Origin of the sequence: Gemmatimonas sp., assembly GCF_036405635.1 — a bacterium.
GTDB lineage: Bacteria > Gemmatimonadota > Gemmatimonadetes > Gemmatimonadales > Gemmatimonadaceae > Gemmatimonas.
Genome location: NZ_DASWXE010000032.1, coordinates 18,502 through 34,305, shown reverse-complemented (window position 1 = coordinate 34,305; position 15,804 = coordinate 18,502). Strand labels below are relative to the sequence as shown.

15 protein-coding genes and 1 pseudogene are annotated in these 15,804 nt (G+C 65.6%); 10 read left to right on the top strand and 6 right to left on the bottom strand.

Going from position 1 to position 15,804, the window contains the following annotated elements; all coding sequences use genetic code 11:
• Positions 1-304 (bottom strand): annotated as a pseudogene (locus tag VGE27_RS01950) (hypothetical protein); the annotation flags it as partial.
• A gap of 153 nt (positions 305-457) precedes the next feature.
• Between VGE27_RS01950 and VGE27_RS01945 the strand changes: the two are divergent.
• The 3 genes from VGE27_RS01945 to VGE27_RS01935 all read left to right on the top strand — a co-directional run bounded on the left by VGE27_RS01945 (position 458) and on the right by VGE27_RS01935 (position 4,596).
• On the top strand, positions 458-1,369 hold the full coding sequence (locus VGE27_RS01945) for a hypothetical protein (protein ID WP_331047945.1): 912 nt from the start codon (positions 458-460) through the stop codon (positions 1,367-1,369).
• Between the two features lie 141 nt (positions 1,370-1,510).
• Positions 1,511-4,099, top strand: a complete 2,589-nt coding sequence (locus VGE27_RS01940) for a S9 family peptidase (RefSeq protein ID WP_331047944.1) — start codon at positions 1,511-1,513, stop codon at positions 4,097-4,099.
• Between the two features lie 5 nt (positions 4,100-4,104).
• Positions 4,105-4,596 (top strand): DUF2721 domain-containing protein, encoded by a 492-nt coding sequence (locus tag VGE27_RS01935; protein ID WP_331047943.1) that lies wholly within the window; start codon positions 4,105-4,107, stop codon positions 4,594-4,596.
• 94 nt (positions 4,597-4,690) lie between these two features.
• On the opposite strand, the gene VGE27_RS01930 is transcribed toward VGE27_RS01935, so the two are convergent.
• Positions 4,691-4,903 (bottom strand): cold shock domain-containing protein, encoded by a 213-nt coding sequence (locus tag VGE27_RS01930; RefSeq protein ID WP_015894550.1) that lies wholly within the window; start codon positions 4,901-4,903, stop codon positions 4,691-4,693.
• Positions 4,904-5,380: 477 nt separating this feature from the next.
• Between VGE27_RS01930 and VGE27_RS01925 the strand changes: the two genes are divergently transcribed.
• Genes VGE27_RS01925 through VGE27_RS01905 form a run of 5 tightly spaced genes read left to right on the top strand, consistent with a single transcriptional unit; the run spans position 5,381 to position 10,502 of the window.
• Positions 5,381-5,560, top strand: coding sequence for a hypothetical protein (locus VGE27_RS01925; RefSeq protein WP_331047942.1), 180 nt, complete (start codon positions 5,381-5,383; stop codon positions 5,558-5,560).
• A gap of 41 nt (positions 5,561-5,601) precedes the next feature.
• Positions 5,602-6,591 (top strand): serine/threonine-protein kinase, encoded by a 990-nt coding sequence (locus VGE27_RS01920; protein ID WP_331047941.1) that lies wholly within the window; start codon positions 5,602-5,604, stop codon positions 6,589-6,591.
• A complete protein-coding gene (locus VGE27_RS01915) occupies positions 6,588-7,454 on the top strand; it encodes a hypothetical protein (protein WP_331047940.1) in 867 nt (288 codons plus the stop codon). Before VGE27_RS01920 ends, VGE27_RS01915 begins: the two co-directional genes overlap by 4 nt.
• Before the next feature lie 55 nt (positions 7,455-7,509).
• Complete coding sequence (locus tag VGE27_RS01910) at positions 7,510-8,040, top strand: hypothetical protein (RefSeq protein WP_331047939.1); 531 nt, start codon at positions 7,510-7,512, stop codon at positions 8,038-8,040.
• Positions 8,041-8,057: 17 nt separating this feature from the next.
• Positions 8,058-10,502: an ATP-binding protein gene (locus VGE27_RS01905; RefSeq protein WP_331047938.1), complete on the top strand. Its 2,445-nt coding sequence runs from the start codon at positions 8,058-8,060 to the stop codon at positions 10,500-10,502.
• Positions 10,503-10,546: 44 nt separating this feature from the next.
• On the opposite strand, the gene VGE27_RS01900 is transcribed toward VGE27_RS01905, so the two are convergent.
• Positions 10,547-10,681 (bottom strand): hypothetical protein, encoded by a 135-nt coding sequence (locus tag VGE27_RS01900; protein WP_331047937.1) that lies wholly within the window; start codon positions 10,679-10,681, stop codon positions 10,547-10,549.
• A gap of 90 nt (positions 10,682-10,771) precedes the next feature.
• Here VGE27_RS01900 and VGE27_RS01895 point away from each other — a divergent pair, with 90 nt between their 5' ends.
• Positions 10,772-11,110 (top strand): hypothetical protein, encoded by a 339-nt coding sequence (locus tag VGE27_RS01895; protein ID WP_331047936.1) that lies wholly within the window; start codon positions 10,772-10,774, stop codon positions 11,108-11,110.
• Between the two features lie 44 nt (positions 11,111-11,154).
• Here VGE27_RS01895 and VGE27_RS01890 read toward each other — a convergent pair whose 3' ends face one another.
• From VGE27_RS01890 to VGE27_RS01880, 3 genes are all read right to left on the bottom strand, one after another.
• Entirely contained in the window at positions 11,155-11,445 is a 291-nt protein-coding gene (locus tag VGE27_RS01890) for a hypothetical protein (RefSeq protein WP_331047935.1), read from the bottom strand.
• 143 nt (positions 11,446-11,588) lie between these two features.
• The gene (locus VGE27_RS01885; protein ID WP_331047934.1) at positions 11,589-12,266 is read right to left on the bottom strand and encodes a DUF4412 domain-containing protein; all 678 of its coding nucleotides are present in this window, start codon (positions 12,264-12,266) and stop codon (positions 11,589-11,591) included.
• Between the two features lie 29 nt (positions 12,267-12,295).
• Positions 12,296-13,651: an aminotransferase class V-fold PLP-dependent enzyme gene (locus tag VGE27_RS01880; protein ID WP_331047933.1), complete on the bottom strand. Its 1,356-nt coding sequence runs from the start codon at positions 13,649-13,651 to the stop codon at positions 12,296-12,298.
• 128 nt (positions 13,652-13,779) lie between these two features.
• Between VGE27_RS01880 and VGE27_RS01875 the strand changes: the two genes are divergently transcribed.
• On the top strand, positions 13,780-15,705 hold the full coding sequence (locus tag VGE27_RS01875; RefSeq protein WP_331047932.1) for an alpha/beta hydrolase family protein: 1,926 nt from the start codon (positions 13,780-13,782) through the stop codon (positions 15,703-15,705).
• Positions 15,706-15,804: the final 99 nt, after the last annotated feature.

Below are 15,804 nucleotides of genomic sequence, written 5' to 3'. Positions count from 1 at the left end.
TGCCGATCCACGACTGCACCACATCGCCCAGACCACCTGACTGCAGCTTCTGCACGATGCCCTCGAGCCCGCCCTGCTGCTGCACCAGCTTCATCGCAGCCGCGAGCAGCCCCTGCATGTTGGCACCACCGGCCCCGCCAGCGCCGCCGAACTGCTGCAGCAAGCCGCCCAGCATGTCCTGCGGCGACTGACCACCCTGCCCGCCCGCGCCATTCAACAGCGAACCGGCCACCTGCCCCAGTGCTCCATCCAGCAAACCCATCGTCGCCTCCGAAATGCCATCGCAAATGCCGAGTCGTTCCATCACGAGTCGTATGACCCGCTGCTGCAATCTGTAGCACCGCGTGAGCGCGTGACACCACCACGACACACGAACGCTTCCCGACGCCGCGGGTATGCTTCAGCTTGAAATCAGCGTGAACCTGGTTTGCCGCCGCGCCCACTCACCCACGATGTCATGACGCAGAACGACGCCTCCACCATCCTCGCCATCGCCACACTGGCCGCACTCGCCGACGGACAGCAGGACGGCGAGGAACAGGCCCGCATCGCGCAGGCGGCCACCAGCCTCGGCCTCGCCAACGCCGACGACATCGTGCGCCGCGCCGCAGCCGGTGAACGCTCGCTGCAGTCACTCGCGTCGTCACTCTCGAGCGCCGAAGCCCGACAGCTCGCCTACGACACCGCAGCGGCTGTCTGCCACGCCAATGGGTGGGTGAATCCCAGCGAAGCCGCCTTCCTGCGCGAACTGGCCTCCATGGTCGGCGCCGATATCAGCGCCGCCGAAGACGCCATCGCCGAGGTCAATCGCGCCACCGAAGATCCGTCTGCCCAGCGCACCGAACCCTCGGCGCTCGACCAGCACATCCTCGACCAGGCCATGCTCACGGCCGCCCTCGAGATCCTGCCCGATCGCCTCGCCAATCTCGGCATCCTGCCGCTGCAGCTCCGCCTCGTGCACCGCATCGGCCAGTCACACGGTCAGCAGCTCGACGCCGCGCAGGTGAAGGACCTTGCCGCCACCCTTGGCCTCGGCGCCGCCGCACAGGTGCTGGAAAAGGTCGTCCGCCGCACCTTCGGGGGATTGGCCGGCGGCCTGTTGGGTGCCCTGGGCGGCCTGGTGGGTGGCACCGCCGGATCGGTGGCCGGTCTGGCATCCGGCGCCGCGGTCACCTTTGCCGCCACCTACGCGCTCGGACACGTGGCCGACCAGTACTACGCGCAGGGCCGGCAGCTCTCCACCGACGACCTCAAGGCACTCTTCGCCCGCTTCCGCACCGACGCCGACACCATCTTCCCGCGCGTCGAGGCCCGCATCCGCGAACTCGCCCGCAGCAACTCCATCGGCAGCGTGCTGCGGTCCATCTAGCAGCACGCCCCGCCAAGGCGGGGCTCCAGCAGGAAGCTCCTCCGGTGAGTAAATCTGTGCGTACAGCCATGCCGCCTGTGGCATGCGGCGAGTCGACATCGACCGCCGAGCGCACGAATTGCCCATCGGAGGACGCAGGACATGACGCTTCATCGACGCCGCCTCGGTCACGTGGCCGGCGCCCTCGCGCTGCTCGGAGGCAGCACCGGCATGGCCCACGCCCAGGCCGCCACGCAGTCTGCACCGCCCACCGCGCGCACCGTCTCACAGACAGACGGCCGCGGCGTGCGCGCCAACTGGACACTCGCCAACCGGTTCGGCGCCGCCGCCCTGCGGTCGGTGACCTACACGCAGGCCATCCAGCCGCGGTTCCTCGGTCAGTCGGACACCATGTTCTACAACTGGCGCGACCGGAATGGCTCGCGCTTCATGTTGTACGTGCCGTCGGCCACCGGTGGCAGCAAGCGCCTGCTGTTCGATCCGAGCAAGATGGCCGAGCAGCTCACGTTGCTCAGTCGCAAGCCGTACGACGCGACCAACCTGCCATTCCAGACCATCTACTTCCTGCGGAATCACAAGGGATTCCGGTTCACCGTGGACACGGTGCGCTACGAGTGGACCCTGGCCACGGAAACGCTCAAGTCCCTGGGCCGTCCAGCGCGCGGTGCGCCGCCGCCAGCCGACGAAGAGCGTGAGACGCAGGGCACTGGTGGTCCTGGGGGCACCCCCAACCGCGACTACCGAAACTTTTCGCCCGACAGCTCGGCGTTTGTGTTCGCGCGCGACCACAACCTGTTCTTCGTGGACGTTGCCAAGGGCGACACCACCAAGATCAGCACGGACGGTGTGGAGCACTACACGTTCGGCTTCCGTGACACCACCGAAAACCGTCGTCAGCTCAATGCGCTGAGCGGCGGTCAGCAGAATCAGGGCGAAGACAACGAAGAGCAGGAAGAGGCGAACAGCCGCGACATGCGCATTCGCCCCACCGTCGTGTGGTCGCCCGACGCGAAGAGCGTGGCCTTCGTACGACGCGACCAGCGCAAGGTGAAGGATCTGTTCCTCGTGAACGTGCTCGCGCAGCCGCGTCCCGCGCTGCTGCAGTACAAGTACACGATGCCGGGCGAAGAGAACGTCACGCAGACGGAGCTCTGGGTCTATCGCCGCGGTGAACCGGCCATCAAGCCGGTGAACGTGCGCAAGTGGAAGGATCAGACCCTGCTCGACGTGCACTTCCCCGTGAGCGGTGACAAGGTGCGTCTCGTGCGCCGCGATCGTCCGCAGCGCGCCATCGACTTCATCGAAGTGGACCTCACCACTGGCGCCACGAAGATGCTGCTCTCCGATGTCATCGAAGGCGCGGCGCTCGAGCCCAAGCCCATTCGGTACCTCAAGAAGGGCGGCGACTTTTTGTGGTGGTCGCAGAAGACCGGCTGGGGCATGTTCTACGTGCACGGCTTCGATGGTGGCGAAAAGATGCCGCTCACCACGGGGCAGTGGAATGTCGATGGCGTGTCCAAGATCGACTCCACCACGCAGCAGGTGTGGGTCACCGGTCAGGGCCGCGAAGCCGGTGAGCAGCTCTACCAGACGCACATCTATCGCGTGAACGGCAACGGCACGGGCCTCACCCTGCTCGATCCGGGCAATGCGCATCACACCAGCACGGTGTCGCCCACCAAGCGGTATGTGTACGACACCTACTCACGCATGGACCAGCCGCCGGTTTCGGTCGTGCGTGACGGCGCCACGGGACGCGTCATCACCAAGCTCGAGGAGATGGATCTTTCCAAGCTGAACGAGCTCGGATTCAAGGTGGCCACACCGTTCTCGGTGAAGGCCGCCGATGGCGTGACCGAACTGTTCGGCAACATCTGGAAGCCCATCGACTTCGACAGCACCAAGCGCTACCCGATCATCGCGTACGTGTATCCGGGCCCGCAGACGGAAGCCGTTACCACCGGCTTCAGTGTGCGGCAGCCGCTGCTGCAGCTCTCGCAGCTCGGCTTCATCGTCATCGAAGTGGGACATCGCGGCGGCTCACCGCAGCGTTCGCTGGCTTATCACCGCTTCGGCTACGGCAACATGCGTGACTACGCGCTCGCCGATAAGAAGTCGGCCATCGAGCAGCTCGCCGCGCGGCACGCCTACATCGATCTCGATCGGGTGGGCATCTTCGGCCACTCGGGCGGCGGGTTCCTCACCGCGGCCGCCATGCTACTCCCGCCGTACAACGACTTCTTCAAGGTGGGCTGGTCAGAGTCGGGCAACCACGACAACAACATCTACAACCAGAACTGGAGCGAGTGGAATCACGGTGTGCGCGTGGTGAGCAAGGAAGACTCGGCGCGCATCGCACGCGGCAGTGCCAATCCTGGCGGGCGCGGTGGCCCGGGGTCGTCGGCCCGTGAGGTGGCGCAGGACTCAACCAACTACGACGGCGTGCGTTTCGACATCCGCGTACCCACCAACGACGAGCTGGCCGGTAACCTCAAGGGCAACCTTGCCCTGATCACGGGTGATCTCGACAACAACGTGCACCCGGGTGGTACCATCAAGCTTGCCAACGCCCTGATGCGCGCGAACAAGCGATTTGATTACTTCGTCTATCCCGGTGAGCCGCATGGCTACCGGGGCATCTACAGCACGTACAACCAGCGCATGCTGATGGAGTACTTCGCCGAACACCTGCTGGGCGATTACTACCGCGGCAACGCCGAGATCCGGTAACCCGCTTGTCCTTCCTGCTGCAGATGGCAGTCGTGCCGAGTGACGCACGCATCGAGACGATCGCCCATGTGATTCAGATGGCGATTGCCCCGGTGTTCCTGCTCACTGGTATCGCGTCGATGCTGGTGGTGCTCACCAACCGGCTGGCGCGCGTGATCGACCGCGCGCGCCTGCTGGAGGACCACTTGCCCGACCTGACGGGCGAACACAAGGTGGTCGTGGGCGGCGACCTGCACATGCTGTCGCGGCGTGCCCGTCACATCAACCGGGCGATCGGACTGTTCACGACCGCCGCGTTGCTGGTGTGTCTCATCATCATGACGCTGTTCGTGAGTGCCACGACGACACGGGACATCTCCCGCTTCGTCGTGGTGTTCTTCATCCTCACGATGCTGAGCCTCATCACCGGGCTCGTCAGTTTCCTTCGGGAAGTGCAGTTGGCGATCAACTCGCTGCGCATTGGTCCGCATGGCGTGGCGCGCCCGTCGCGCGACTGATCGCCTATACCGCACGGCAGTTCAGTCAGCACATGCAAAACGGGCCCCCGATCTTTCGATCGGGGGCCCGTTTCCAGTTCAGAAAGCTGCGGTATTAACCGCGAACCTTCGTGACCTGCTCGGCCGCGGGGCCCTTCTGACCCTGAACGATGTCGAACTCGACACGCTCGCCCTCGGCCAGGGTGCGGAAGCCGCCGCCCTGAATGGCCGAGTGGTGGACGAAGCAATCCTTCGAGCCATCGTCAGGCGTGATGAAACCAAAGCCCTTGGCGTCGTTGAACCACTTCACCTTGCCGGTCGTACGCATGGCACTGCTCCTGTTGCTGTGTGTTCGGAGTCCGGCCCTGCCGTACGCACCGAGCACTCGTGTTGGTTCGCGGACCAGACCCCCGCGCGGGTATGCTGTGATCACACGAACACAGCGGCACTTCATCCAACTGACCGGCCACAAAAAAGGGACCCGCCGATGCAGGTCCCCGAAGTCGCCTGCGTCCCGTTTCCCGCGCCGTGACGCGGCCAATCGAACTGAGTGTTGCTAGACGGTAGCGCTGACTTGTCAGAGTGTCAACAGGAATCTACTGCCGGGTTCGCACCCGTTCTGTCACGAACGGACACCCCGCCCACGGCCCATCCCCCCGGGCAACTCGACCCACACCAGATGGTGTTCTGTGACGCAGCAGGGGGCCCACGGGCTTTACAGTCGCGGTGGTCGGCAGCAACGTCAGGGAGTGGTCGCGCGATCGTCTCGCGCTGGTCCCTCCTCTCAATGCCGGAGCACTCCCTGATGAAGGACGCGCAGCTGAAGGCTCTCCTCAAGAAGACGCAGGCGAAGGCCGCCCAGGTCAAGAAGCCGGCCTCCAAGGCGTTCGACTCCACCCTCGAAGCCACGCGCGGTAAGAACGAACCGGTCCAGGGCACGGAAGCCGAAGAGATCTTCAAGGAAATGAAGCGCCGGGAATTCTGACGCGGCAAAACTTCCGTGGGGCAGCAGGCGTAGATCGAACCATGGTCCCGCCGTCTGATCCTGCGTTCGCTGAATTGCAACGCGCCGTAGCTGGCCGGTTCTCGCTCGAACGGGAACTGGGCCGCGGCGGTATGGGCATCGTATTTCTCGCACGTGATGTCCTGCTCGAGCGCCCGGTGGCCATCAAGCTGCTCGTGCCGGAGCTGGCCACCACCGCCAGCATGCGTGACCGGTTCCTCCGGGAAGCGCGATTGGCCGCACAATGTTTTCACCCGCACATCGTGCCCATACACGAGGTAGCGGAATCCGGCACCCTGGCCTGGTTTGTCATGGCCTACGTGCGCGGCGAGACACTGGCCGACCGCCTCCGCCGCCTGGGGCCATTGCCGCCCAGCGATGTGCAGCGGGTGGCCCGCGAGATCGGGTGGGCGTTGGCCTATGCGCACGACCGCGGCGTGGTGCATCGCGACATCAAGCCTGAGAACATCCTGCTCGAGGCGGGATCGGGTCGGGCATTGCTGGCCGACTTCGGCATCGCGTTCGATGCAAACGTCACGTCTGAACACAGCGGCGCGCATACCCTCGTGCCAGGCACGGCGAAGTACATGGCCCCCGAGCAGGCCATGGGCGAGCGGGTCGATGGCCGTGCCGATTTGTACGCGCTGGGTGTGACCCTGCACATCGCCGCCACGGGCCGCCATCCGTTCGGCGATCGCCCCACATCGGCGGCGCTGCTGGCCGGCACTGCGCTCACCGCCGCACCGATCGGTCGGTTGGCACCGCAACTGCCACCGGCGCTCGGAGAGGCTATCGACAAATGCCTCGCCCCGGTGGCGAGCCTTCGTTTCAGCTCCGCCGGCGACTTTGTGCAGTGCATCGAGCAGGATTCCGCACCGCGCTCCATTTCGCCGGATGTACTGGCCGTCCGCGAACATGCCCGAAGTGCCACGTCGCTGCTGTGGTGGACGCTGGCCATCGGTGCACCCTGCTGGTCGCGGGCGAGGCGCCCCGAACTCTCGGACGGGCGATGATGATCGGCGCGGCCCAGACCGTGCTGTCCTTTGCCCTGGTGGGGTGTGCGCTGCTGTCGGTGGAGACCCTGCGCGCCGCCCGTCGGGCCATCCGGCGTGGCACCGCCGCGTGGGAACTCGAAGCGGCCTTCGTGCAGGACCCGCTGGGTATCGACACGTCCACGCCTGACACCAGTCTGCGTTCGCTGATCGGCGGCACCGTGGCGGTGACCGGCGCGGCGGCGATGGCTCTTGCTCAGGGCAACTTGCCGTCCTCACCACTCATTCCGGAGTTCGCGTCCGGGATGCTGCAGGCCGTGCTGCTCTTGGCGCCTCCGATTGTCATGCACCGCGGTCTCACGTCGCTCTGGAACGGTTCGGCCTTCACGCGTCGGATGGGCAAGCGCATTGGCGGCCTCTTGGCGTCCGGTCTGGCCAGCGTGTTTGGCGCAAAGAATCCCGCGTCTCCCGGGCTGTACGCCTCTGCGAACGCCTCCACCGAGATCCGCTTGGGCAAGGACGTCGAAGCTATTCTGGCCCGACTGCCCGCGTCGCTGCAAAAGCAGCTTCCTCTCCTGCATCAAACGGTGGAGCGTCTGGCCACGCAGGCCGAACAGTTGCGTCGTCGTGACGCGGGGCTCGTCGGCCTCGCAGAGATGACGGAAGAACGTCGGGTCGTGCGTGCACGCCTCTCCGCGACCATCGCCGCGCTGGAGACGGTGCGCCTCGACCTGCGTCGCCTCGAAAGCACGCAGACGCTGCCCGGCGAACTCACCGAATCACTGGACGTACTGCGCGACCTGCAACGCCATGTCGACGCGGTGGCTGAAGTGCGCCGCACTTTGCAATTGCCCAGCCTGACGCCGTCACCGACGCCGGTGTGATTTCCCGAGTATGATTCGGGATCGGCCTCTCCTGATCCCCATCGTACCTGCTCCGATGCCTGGCTCGAATTTCTCACGGCGCGCCCATCGTACCGCCGTTGCTGGTGCCATGCTCCTGCTGCTGGCCTGCGGCAATGAGGCCGGACAGCGCTCCGCCGACAGCGCCGCATCACCCGCGCCATCCACCGCAGCCACGGCCGCTACGTCTGTCACGGGCGCCCTGACCGGTGAATGGCGCGATGGCGACGAGCAGATCCGCTGGAGCGGCGATCGCACGGACGGTGCGGTCACCCACATCAGCGAAACCGCCACCTTTGGTACCGACGGCCGCCTTTCCCGCGACCTGCGCTTCACCCGCGAAGGCACGCTGCTCGCCTTCAGCGAGACGCGCACGCAGACCATGCAGTCGCCGGACCGTACACCGGCTCCGATGGAAGTGCGCATCACGCTCGAGTTCTCGGGCGACTCGGTACTGCGCCAGGAGAAGCTCGTCGACGGGAAGCCCACCGCCATTCGCAGCTTCGAGATCGACTACGCGCGCCGCCATGCCAGCCAGATCCTCGCCATGGCGCGCAGCACGCCCTGAAAACCCCGGACATCTCCGTGACTGACTTCGAGACACTCGGCGCCTTCTACCTCGGCAAGCAGTACGACCTTGCCGCGCGCACGCGCACAGAAGACCTCGTGCTGTATGACGCCAAGGACCTCACCACGCACGCCGTCATCATCGGCATGACGGGCAGTGGCAAGACAGGCCTGGGCGTGGGACTGATCGAGGAAGCCCTCATTGATCACATCCCCGTGATCGCTATCGATCCCAAGGGTGACCTCGGCAATCTCGCGCTACGCTTCCCGCGACTCGCCGCCGAAGACTTCCGCCCGTGGATCGACCCGCAGCAGGCTGCGACGGCCGGACAGACGCCCGACGAGTTCGCCGAGCAACAGGCGTCGCTCTGGAAGAACGGCATCGCCGGCTGGGGGCAGACACCGACGCGCATCGAGAACCTCGTGAATGCCGCCGAGGTGACTATCTACACGCCGGGCAGCAGCGCAGGGAAGCCGATCTCGTTGCTGCGGGCGTTCGATGCGCCGCCCGCCGCCATTCTCGATGATGTGGAGCTCCTGCAGGAGCGCGTGAATGCCACGGCGACCAGCCTGCTCTCACTGCTGGGCATCGATGCGGACCCGATCACCAGCCGCGAACACATCCTGCTCGCGAACCTGCTGAATCATGCCTGGCGCGAAGGACGCAGTCTCGATCTCGCGGCGCTGATCGGCGGCATCCAGAATCCGCCGTTCACCACGGTAGGTGTGATGCCGCTCGACACGGTGTTCCCACCGAAGGACCGCATGGCGCTCGCTCTCCAGCTCAACAACCTGCTGGCCGCTCCCGGCTTTCAGGCATGGCTGCAAGGCGAACCGCTGGATACGGCATCGCTGCTCTACGATGCGAACGGCAAGCCGCGTGGATCGGTGGTGTCCATCGCGCACCTGAGTGATGCAGAGCGGATGTTCTTCGTCACGCTGCTGCTGGCCGACGTCCTCGCATGGGTGCGCGCACAGCCCGGCACGGGTTCGTTGCGCGCGATTCTGTATATCGACGAGTTGTTCGGTTACATGCCGCCGGTGGCCAATCCGCCATCGAAGATGCTGCTGCTCACGCTGCTCAAGCAGGCCCGCGCCTACGGACTGGGCGTGGTGCTGTCCACGCAAAATCCGGTGGACCTCGACTATCGCGGCCTGTCCAATACGGGCACCTGGTTCATCGGCCGCCTGCAGACCGAACGCGACAAGATGCGCGTGATGGAGGGCCTCGAAGGAGCGGCCGGCAATCAGGGCTTCGATCGCGCGGCGCTCGAGCAGACCATCGCAGGACTGGGCAAGCGGGTGTTCCTGCTGCACAGCGTGCACGAACCGGCGCCCATCACCTTCGAGACCCGCTGGACGCTGTCGTACCTCGCCGGTCCGATGACGCGCGAACAGATCAGGGCCGTCTCGGCGAAGGCGCGAATCGACGCCGGTGCGACAGCCGGTGGTTCCGTTCCTGCGGCTCGCATCGCCACGACCGCAACGGCAACCTCGGGCGCATCTGCCGGTGCCACCGCGGCACCGGTGCTGCCATCGGAGATCACGCAGTACTGGTTGCCACCCACAACGTCCGACTCCGGCGCGCTCGAGTACACACCGGCGGTCCTCGGCCTCTCGGACATCAGCTTCGCCAATGCCAAGCTGGGCGTCACCGAACAGCGCCGTGTGGCACTGCTGGCCACCCTCGACGACGGCCCCATTGCGCTCAACTGGGACGATGCCGAGCGTATCGACCTGGAGCCATCGGCACTCGAGCGCAGCGCTCGTGAGGGCGCACGCTTCATTGCCGTGCCACCCGCGGCCAGCAACGCCCGCAGCTATGCAGCCTGGAGCAAGGCGCTGCAGAAGTGGGCCGTGACCAACGAACAGGTCACGCTCTACAAGAGTGCCGCGTTCAAGACCACGTCCCAGGCCGGCGAAAGCGAACGCGATTTCCGTATTCGCCTGCAGCAGGTGGCTCGGGAAGCACGCGACGAAAAAATCGATGCCCTGCGCAAGAAGTACGACAGCAAGTTCACCACTCTGCTCGAGCGCATTCGCAAGGCCGAGCAAGCCGTGCAGCGGGAGCAACAGCAGGCATCGCAGGCCAAGATGGATACAGCGATCTCGGTGGGCGGCGCCATTCTTGGCGCGATCTTCGGGCGTGGCAAGATCGGCGTGGGCTCGATCGGCAAGCTCGGAACGGCGGCGCGTGGCATGGGGCGGGCCTCACAGCAGGCCGGCGATGTGGACCGCGCCAACGAGAGCGTGCAGGCGCTCTATGAGCAGAAGGCCGCGCTCGACGCGACGCTGCAGGGCGAGATCGATGCGCTGGGCGCGAGCTACGACGCGCAGGCCGAGTCACTCGAGCCGGTGGTGGTCACGGCCAAGAGCGGCGATGTGCGCGTGCAGTTTGTGGCGCTGGTGTGGCTACCGTTCCTGCGGGACGATCATGGACTGCAAACCGCAGCCTGGCGCTGAGACCAGCTGCGGTAGGTTGACCGACCAGTTGTTCAAACCTGCGTTCAACGCAGGTTGAGCAACCAGGCGACCAGGAAGGCCAGCACGAGCGCGATACCGCCTTGCACGATCGAGGAGCGATCGAGTCGCAGGGCGTGGGCGCTGATGGTGCGGGTCGACTGGTTCTTCGGGTGGGACATGGAGGCTCCTGGTATGGGCTTCCCAATTGACGGAACGGGTGTCGGATTGGTCACACACGGCCAGCCCGGTCCGTCCACTATGGTTCAACGATGCACAACGACTGGTTGTTGGGAACCTGGCAGTTGCTGCGGGCCGACCCGCACCTCGACTTCGCCCCCGGGGTGCGGATGGAGTTCCTGGCCGGCGGTGACCTGCGCTACCACGTGGACGTGGGTGGCCGGGACCAGGTGATCCATCTCATCTACCGGGTGGACGGCGATATGCTGTTCACCGACAATCCCGCCGCGCCGCACTCGATGTCGGTACACCTCGCCCACGGCGCCGGCGACACCATGCTGCTGGACTTTTCGGGGGCGCAGGCGGTGTTCGTCCGCGAGCTCAGTTCCATCGGCCATGGCAAGCGCGCGGGCGACCTGCCCGAGGCCTGAGTCCCCTGGTACGGCCGGGCCGGCGCCAATGCCGGCCAATTTGCTTACGGCCCGTAGACCACCGGCGACGTGCCCTGGCGAATATCGCGCGCGCCGGCCGCCACACCCGTACCCACCGCGAGCGCGGCCGTCACGGCCGTCCCGATGCCGATGAACGGCAGGCCGGCCAGCACCGCGCCCACCGCGAAGACCGCACCACCAGCCAGCCACGGCGCCACCGACTTCTGGACCGCATCGACATACCGCAGGCGATTGCGCACGAAGCGGCGCGACGAGCCATGCAGCACGACAGCGAGGATGGACGCGATGGCGAACGACAACAGAAGGGAGAACATGGTTCCTCCAGAGACTCAGATGCTCCGAACGCACTGGCACCATGCCACGTCCGGTTCCTGCTGGTCCTAACGCCTCTCCGAAGAAGGAGGTTTCACCGCCTCCTGATCGTGTCGAAGTGCGACGCTCGCCCAGCGACGCTCGCCTAGCGGCGTCCGGGTAGTTCTGTCCGAGTATAGTCGAGCGGCACGCTGAACTGGTCTTTCGCGACCACACGCCGCTCCACCTTCGTCACCTCGAAGGACACGCTGCCGTCAGCTGCGATCACTTTGAGAGGAAACCCTTCGGCGGCCAATGCCTTCTGCCATGCCGGAACGCTGCCGTTGCTCATGGCGTCGAGGGGATTCACGTAGCGCCCCAGGTCGCGCGTGAGGCAGACATCGGTGGACGACGCACCGCGCGCGACCAGCACATGCTGGCAGGTAAGGCCGGCAATGGTCTCCGACTTGCCGGTGCGCGTGACGGTGACATCGGCGGGGGGTGCCGTGGCCGGGTCGAGCAGCGCGGTAGCCGACGCTGGCAGTTCGGCGTAGCGCCGCTGCGACGGTATCAGCACGTACGCCTTCTTTTCGGACGGCACGGCAAGCACGGACATGCCACGCGCCCCACCGATATTCACGCGCACCTGCCCATCACGCGTGAAATACTGCGCCTGCTCGCTGCGAACGCCCTGAGGCGTGGACGCCGAGAGCCGGAACGTGATGACGCCATCGAATGATGGCGTCGATGACTGCGCTTGGGCGACCGTGGCGGCAAGAGCGAGCCCCGATGTCGCCGTCAGCGTTGTGATCCGTGCGATGTGTGATGAAAAGCGAGCGAACACGTGCAACAGCCCTGAAGCGGGAATGCCGCTCAGGCGATGCCCTTGCGGATAGCAGTGAGAACGAGCTCGGAGAACCGATCGACTTCGTCCAACGTGGTATACACGTTCGGTGTCACGCGGATCCCGCTGAACTCGGGGTGTGTGATCGGTGTCTGCACGACACGATGCTGGCTCATGAGCCACCCACCGAGCTTGGCCGGATCGAGACCATCCACACTGAAGAACCCAATGCCACCGCCCCACTTCGAATCGAGCGGTGTGAGCACCTTCACGCGCCCATTGCCTTCCGTGAGCAGACGCTTGGCCCATCGATCGCGCAGATACACCAGTCGCGCCCCCTTGCGGGCTGCGCCCAGCCCGCGATGAAACGCGATCGACACCGACACGGCGTTGTGGTTCGCTGCGGGATGTGTGCCGATCTCCTCGTACTTGCGGATATCCGCTTCCTGCCCGGGATTGCCCGCCATGAGCGGCCACATCGTGGGGATCTCCGACTTCCGCACATACAGAAAACCCGTGCCGATCGGTGCGAGCATCCACTTGTGCAGGCTTGTGCCATAAAAATCGCACCCCAGCTCATCACGCGTGAACGGGAACTGTGCGAAGGCATGCGCGCCGTCCACAAACGTCTTCACACCCTTCGAGCGGGCCATCGCCACCAACTCCTTCACGGGCAGGATCTGGCCCGTGAGGTTGGTGATGTGCGTGATCTCCATGACCTTCGTGCGCGGCGTGATCGCCTCGGCGAACCGATCCACGATCGCCTGCGGTGACGTGTTCGGCACCGCGAACGAGATTTCCTTCAGCACGATGCCGTCGCGCTTCACCCGCTGCTTCCACGCGTTGAGCATGCGGGGATAGTTCTGATTGCTGACCACCACTTCATCACCGCGCTGCAGGTCGATGCCGAAGATGAGTGTCTCCAGCGCCTCCGAGGCGTTGCGCGTGATGGCCATCTCCTCGGTGTCGCAGCCGAACTCGCGGGCCAGCTCGCGGCGTACGATCTCGATGCGGGGCTCGAGCGTCTGCCACATGTGAATCACCGGCAGCTCGTTCGAGAAGCGCAGGTCGCGTTCGAGCTGCGCCATGACGTGCGACGGCGCGGGGGAACAGCCGCCGTTGTTCAGGTTGATCCAGGTGCGATCGAGATCGAACGCACGCTGGACCGGCTCCCAGAAATCCTCATCACCGGCGAACCGCACCGCCTCGTCGTGGGATCCCTGCCAGCCCGGGCCATCGGCGGCGAACAGGTCTACGCCCCGATCGCGGGCCACGTCGGCCGCATCGAGCAGGCGCCGTATGGCGCCGGACGAGAAGTGCGGCATGGAGAGCGCGGGCAACGCGGTGCTGCCGGCGACGGCGGAGAGGAAGAGGCGACGGTCCATAGGCAGAACATGCGTCTCACCGAAGCGCTACGCGAGGGGACCTGGGCCCGGGCCCTGGGAGCCCGACAAGCACGCGCACGACCAGTCCCAATGGTGGCGGGGGGACGGACGGCCGGATAACGTCCGGCATGACCCTCCGTCTGCCTTCGGTGGCCGTTCCTGCAGTGGCGGCCGCCCTTCTGCTTCAGGGCTGCGCGCAGCCGCTGACCATTGCCCAGAGCGACGCCGCCACGGTGCTTGCTCATCGGACCATCACGGCGCCCAACCCCGGGGTACCGGGCACGACGGCGTTCAGGACGCTGTACTACGGTAGCGGCAAGGACATCCGGCGCCCCGAGTTCCGCGACTCCATCACCTACCGCACGGGCACCGTCGACGCGTCGCCGTTCGCACGCATGGATCCGCCCATCGCGAAGAGCCGCAAGAAGTACTGGGGCTACGACAACACCAAGTTCCCGCTCAACGCCCGGGTGTGGTATCCGGAAGGCAACGGCCCCTTCCCGCTCGTGCTCGTCGTGCACGGCAACCACAACATGAAGGAGTTCTCCGATCCCGGCTATCAATGGCTGGGCGAGCTGCTCGCCTCCAAGGGATACATCCTCGCCTCCATCGACGAGAATTTCCTGAACGGCAACATCCGCGGCGAGAACGATGCCCGCGGCTGGATGCTGCTCAAGCACCTCGAGGTCTTCCGGGCGCTCAACGATTCGACGGGCAAGCCACTGCACGGCAAGATCGACATGACGCGCATCGGGCTCATGGGGCATTCACGCGGTGGCGAGGCCGTGGCGATTGCCGGCGCGTTCAATCGTCTGCCCGCTTATCCGGACGACGCCACGCAGAAGTTCGACTTCAACTTCGACATCAAGGCGCTCGTCGCCATTGCGCCGGTCGATGGCCAGTACCGCCCCGCCGAACAGCCAACACCGGTGAGCGACTACAACTACCTGGTCATTCACGGATCGCATGATGGCGACGTGTCGAATTTCTCGGGGCTCACGCAGTACAATCGCTTTCGCTACACACGGCCGGGGACCGAGTTCAAGAGCGCGATCTGGATGCATCGCGCCAATCACGGTCAGTGGAACACGGTCTGGAACAACAAGGACAACGGCGCCTACTCGGTGCGGGCGCTGCAACTCAAAGCGCTCATCGATGGCGAGGAGCAGCGGCGCTTCGGCCGAGTGGTGATTGGTGGGTTCCTCGACGCCACGCTCAAGGGCAAGGACGAGTACCGCGCGATCTTCCGTGACTACCGGAGCGCCGGCGACTGGCTGCCGCCCACGATGTACCTCACGCGCTATGCCGACGCGCGCTCACAGTGGCTGGCCACGTTCGATGAAGACGTGGACGTGTCATCGGGCACCGCGCCTGGTGTGCGCATCGCGGCCGACTCGGTGAGCTCGTGGAAGGAGAGCGATGTCACCACGCGCTCGCGCACGAACACGTTCCGCAGCAATGCCGCGACGATTGGCTGGAACAACACACCGGCCGCGGGCGCGGACTCCACCGTGGCCCGTTGGCCGGCTCGCGTGAGCATCAGCGTGCCCGATTCGCTGCGTCGTGCATGGAACGTGGGTGCGCAAAGCGCCCTGCTCTTCACCATCGGCACCACCGACCAGAAGCCCGGTGCGCGCAAGGTGCCACGGCCCGCGCGGGCCGACTCGGCGGCCAAGGACACTGCCAGCAAGAAGCCCGCAGCCAAGACACCGAAGCCGCCCGCGAAGAAGCCGGAGAAAGACACCATCGCGCCCGACTTCACGGTCGAAGTGGAAGATGGCGCAGGGCGCGTGGCGCGCGTACCACTCAGCACGCTGGGCGCGGTGCGCATGCCGATCGAGAGCTACGTCTACCGCCGCAAGGGACGCGACAAGGCACAGTTCTCCACGCTCAGCGAACAGGTGATGCAAACCTACGTCGCACCGCTCACGGCATTCACCGCTGCCAACCCGTCGTTCGACCCGGCCACGGTGCGGAGCATCCGCCTGGTGTTCGACCGGAAGCGTGTGGGGGCGATCCTGCTGGATGACGTCGGGTTTACGCGACTGCCCTGATCGCTGCGCACGTCGTACCAGCCCGCACAAAGAAGAAACCTCACGAATGCCGCACACCGCATTCGTGAGGTTTTTGCATCGAGCCAGAGGATCAGAGGC

Bases quoted from the DNA above. Each gene is read 5' to 3' on its own strand.
- VGE27_RS01940 (WP_331047944.1), top strand. From the start codon at position 1,511: ATGACGCTTCATCGACGCCGCCTCGGTCACGTGGCCGGCGCCCTCGCG.
- VGE27_RS01900 (WP_331047937.1), bottom strand. From the start codon at position 10,681: ATGTCCCACCCGAAGAACCAGTCGACCCGCACCATCAGCGCCCACGCC.
- VGE27_RS01925 (WP_331047942.1), top strand. From the start codon at position 5,381: ATGAAGGACGCGCAGCTGAAGGCTCTCCTCAAGAAGACGCAGGCGAAG.
- VGE27_RS01920 (WP_331047941.1), top strand. From the start codon at position 5,602: ATGGTCCCGCCGTCTGATCCTGCGTTCGCTGAATTGCAACGCGCCGTA.
- VGE27_RS01890 (WP_331047935.1), bottom strand. From the start codon at position 11,445: ATGTTCTCCCTTCTGTTGTCGTTCGCCATCGCGTCCATCCTCGCTGTC.
- VGE27_RS01875 (WP_331047932.1), top strand. From the start codon at position 13,780: ATGACCCTCCGTCTGCCTTCGGTGGCCGTTCCTGCAGTGGCGGCCGCC.
- VGE27_RS01910 (WP_331047939.1), top strand. From the start codon at position 7,510: ATGCCTGGCTCGAATTTCTCACGGCGCGCCCATCGTACCGCCGTTGCT.
- VGE27_RS01895 (WP_331047936.1), top strand. From the start codon at position 10,772: ATGCACAACGACTGGTTGTTGGGAACCTGGCAGTTGCTGCGGGCCGAC.
- VGE27_RS01930 (WP_015894550.1), bottom strand. From the start codon at position 4,903: ATGCGTACGACCGGCAAGGTGAAGTGGTTCAACGACGCCAAGGGCTTT.
- VGE27_RS01945 (WP_331047945.1), top strand. From the start codon at position 458: ATGACGCAGAACGACGCCTCCACCATCCTCGCCATCGCCACACTGGCC.
- VGE27_RS01915 (WP_331047940.1), top strand. From the start codon at position 6,588: ATGATGATCGGCGCGGCCCAGACCGTGCTGTCCTTTGCCCTGGTGGGG.
- VGE27_RS01880 (WP_331047933.1), bottom strand. From the start codon at position 13,651: ATGGACCGTCGCCTCTTCCTCTCCGCCGTCGCCGGCAGCACCGCGTTG.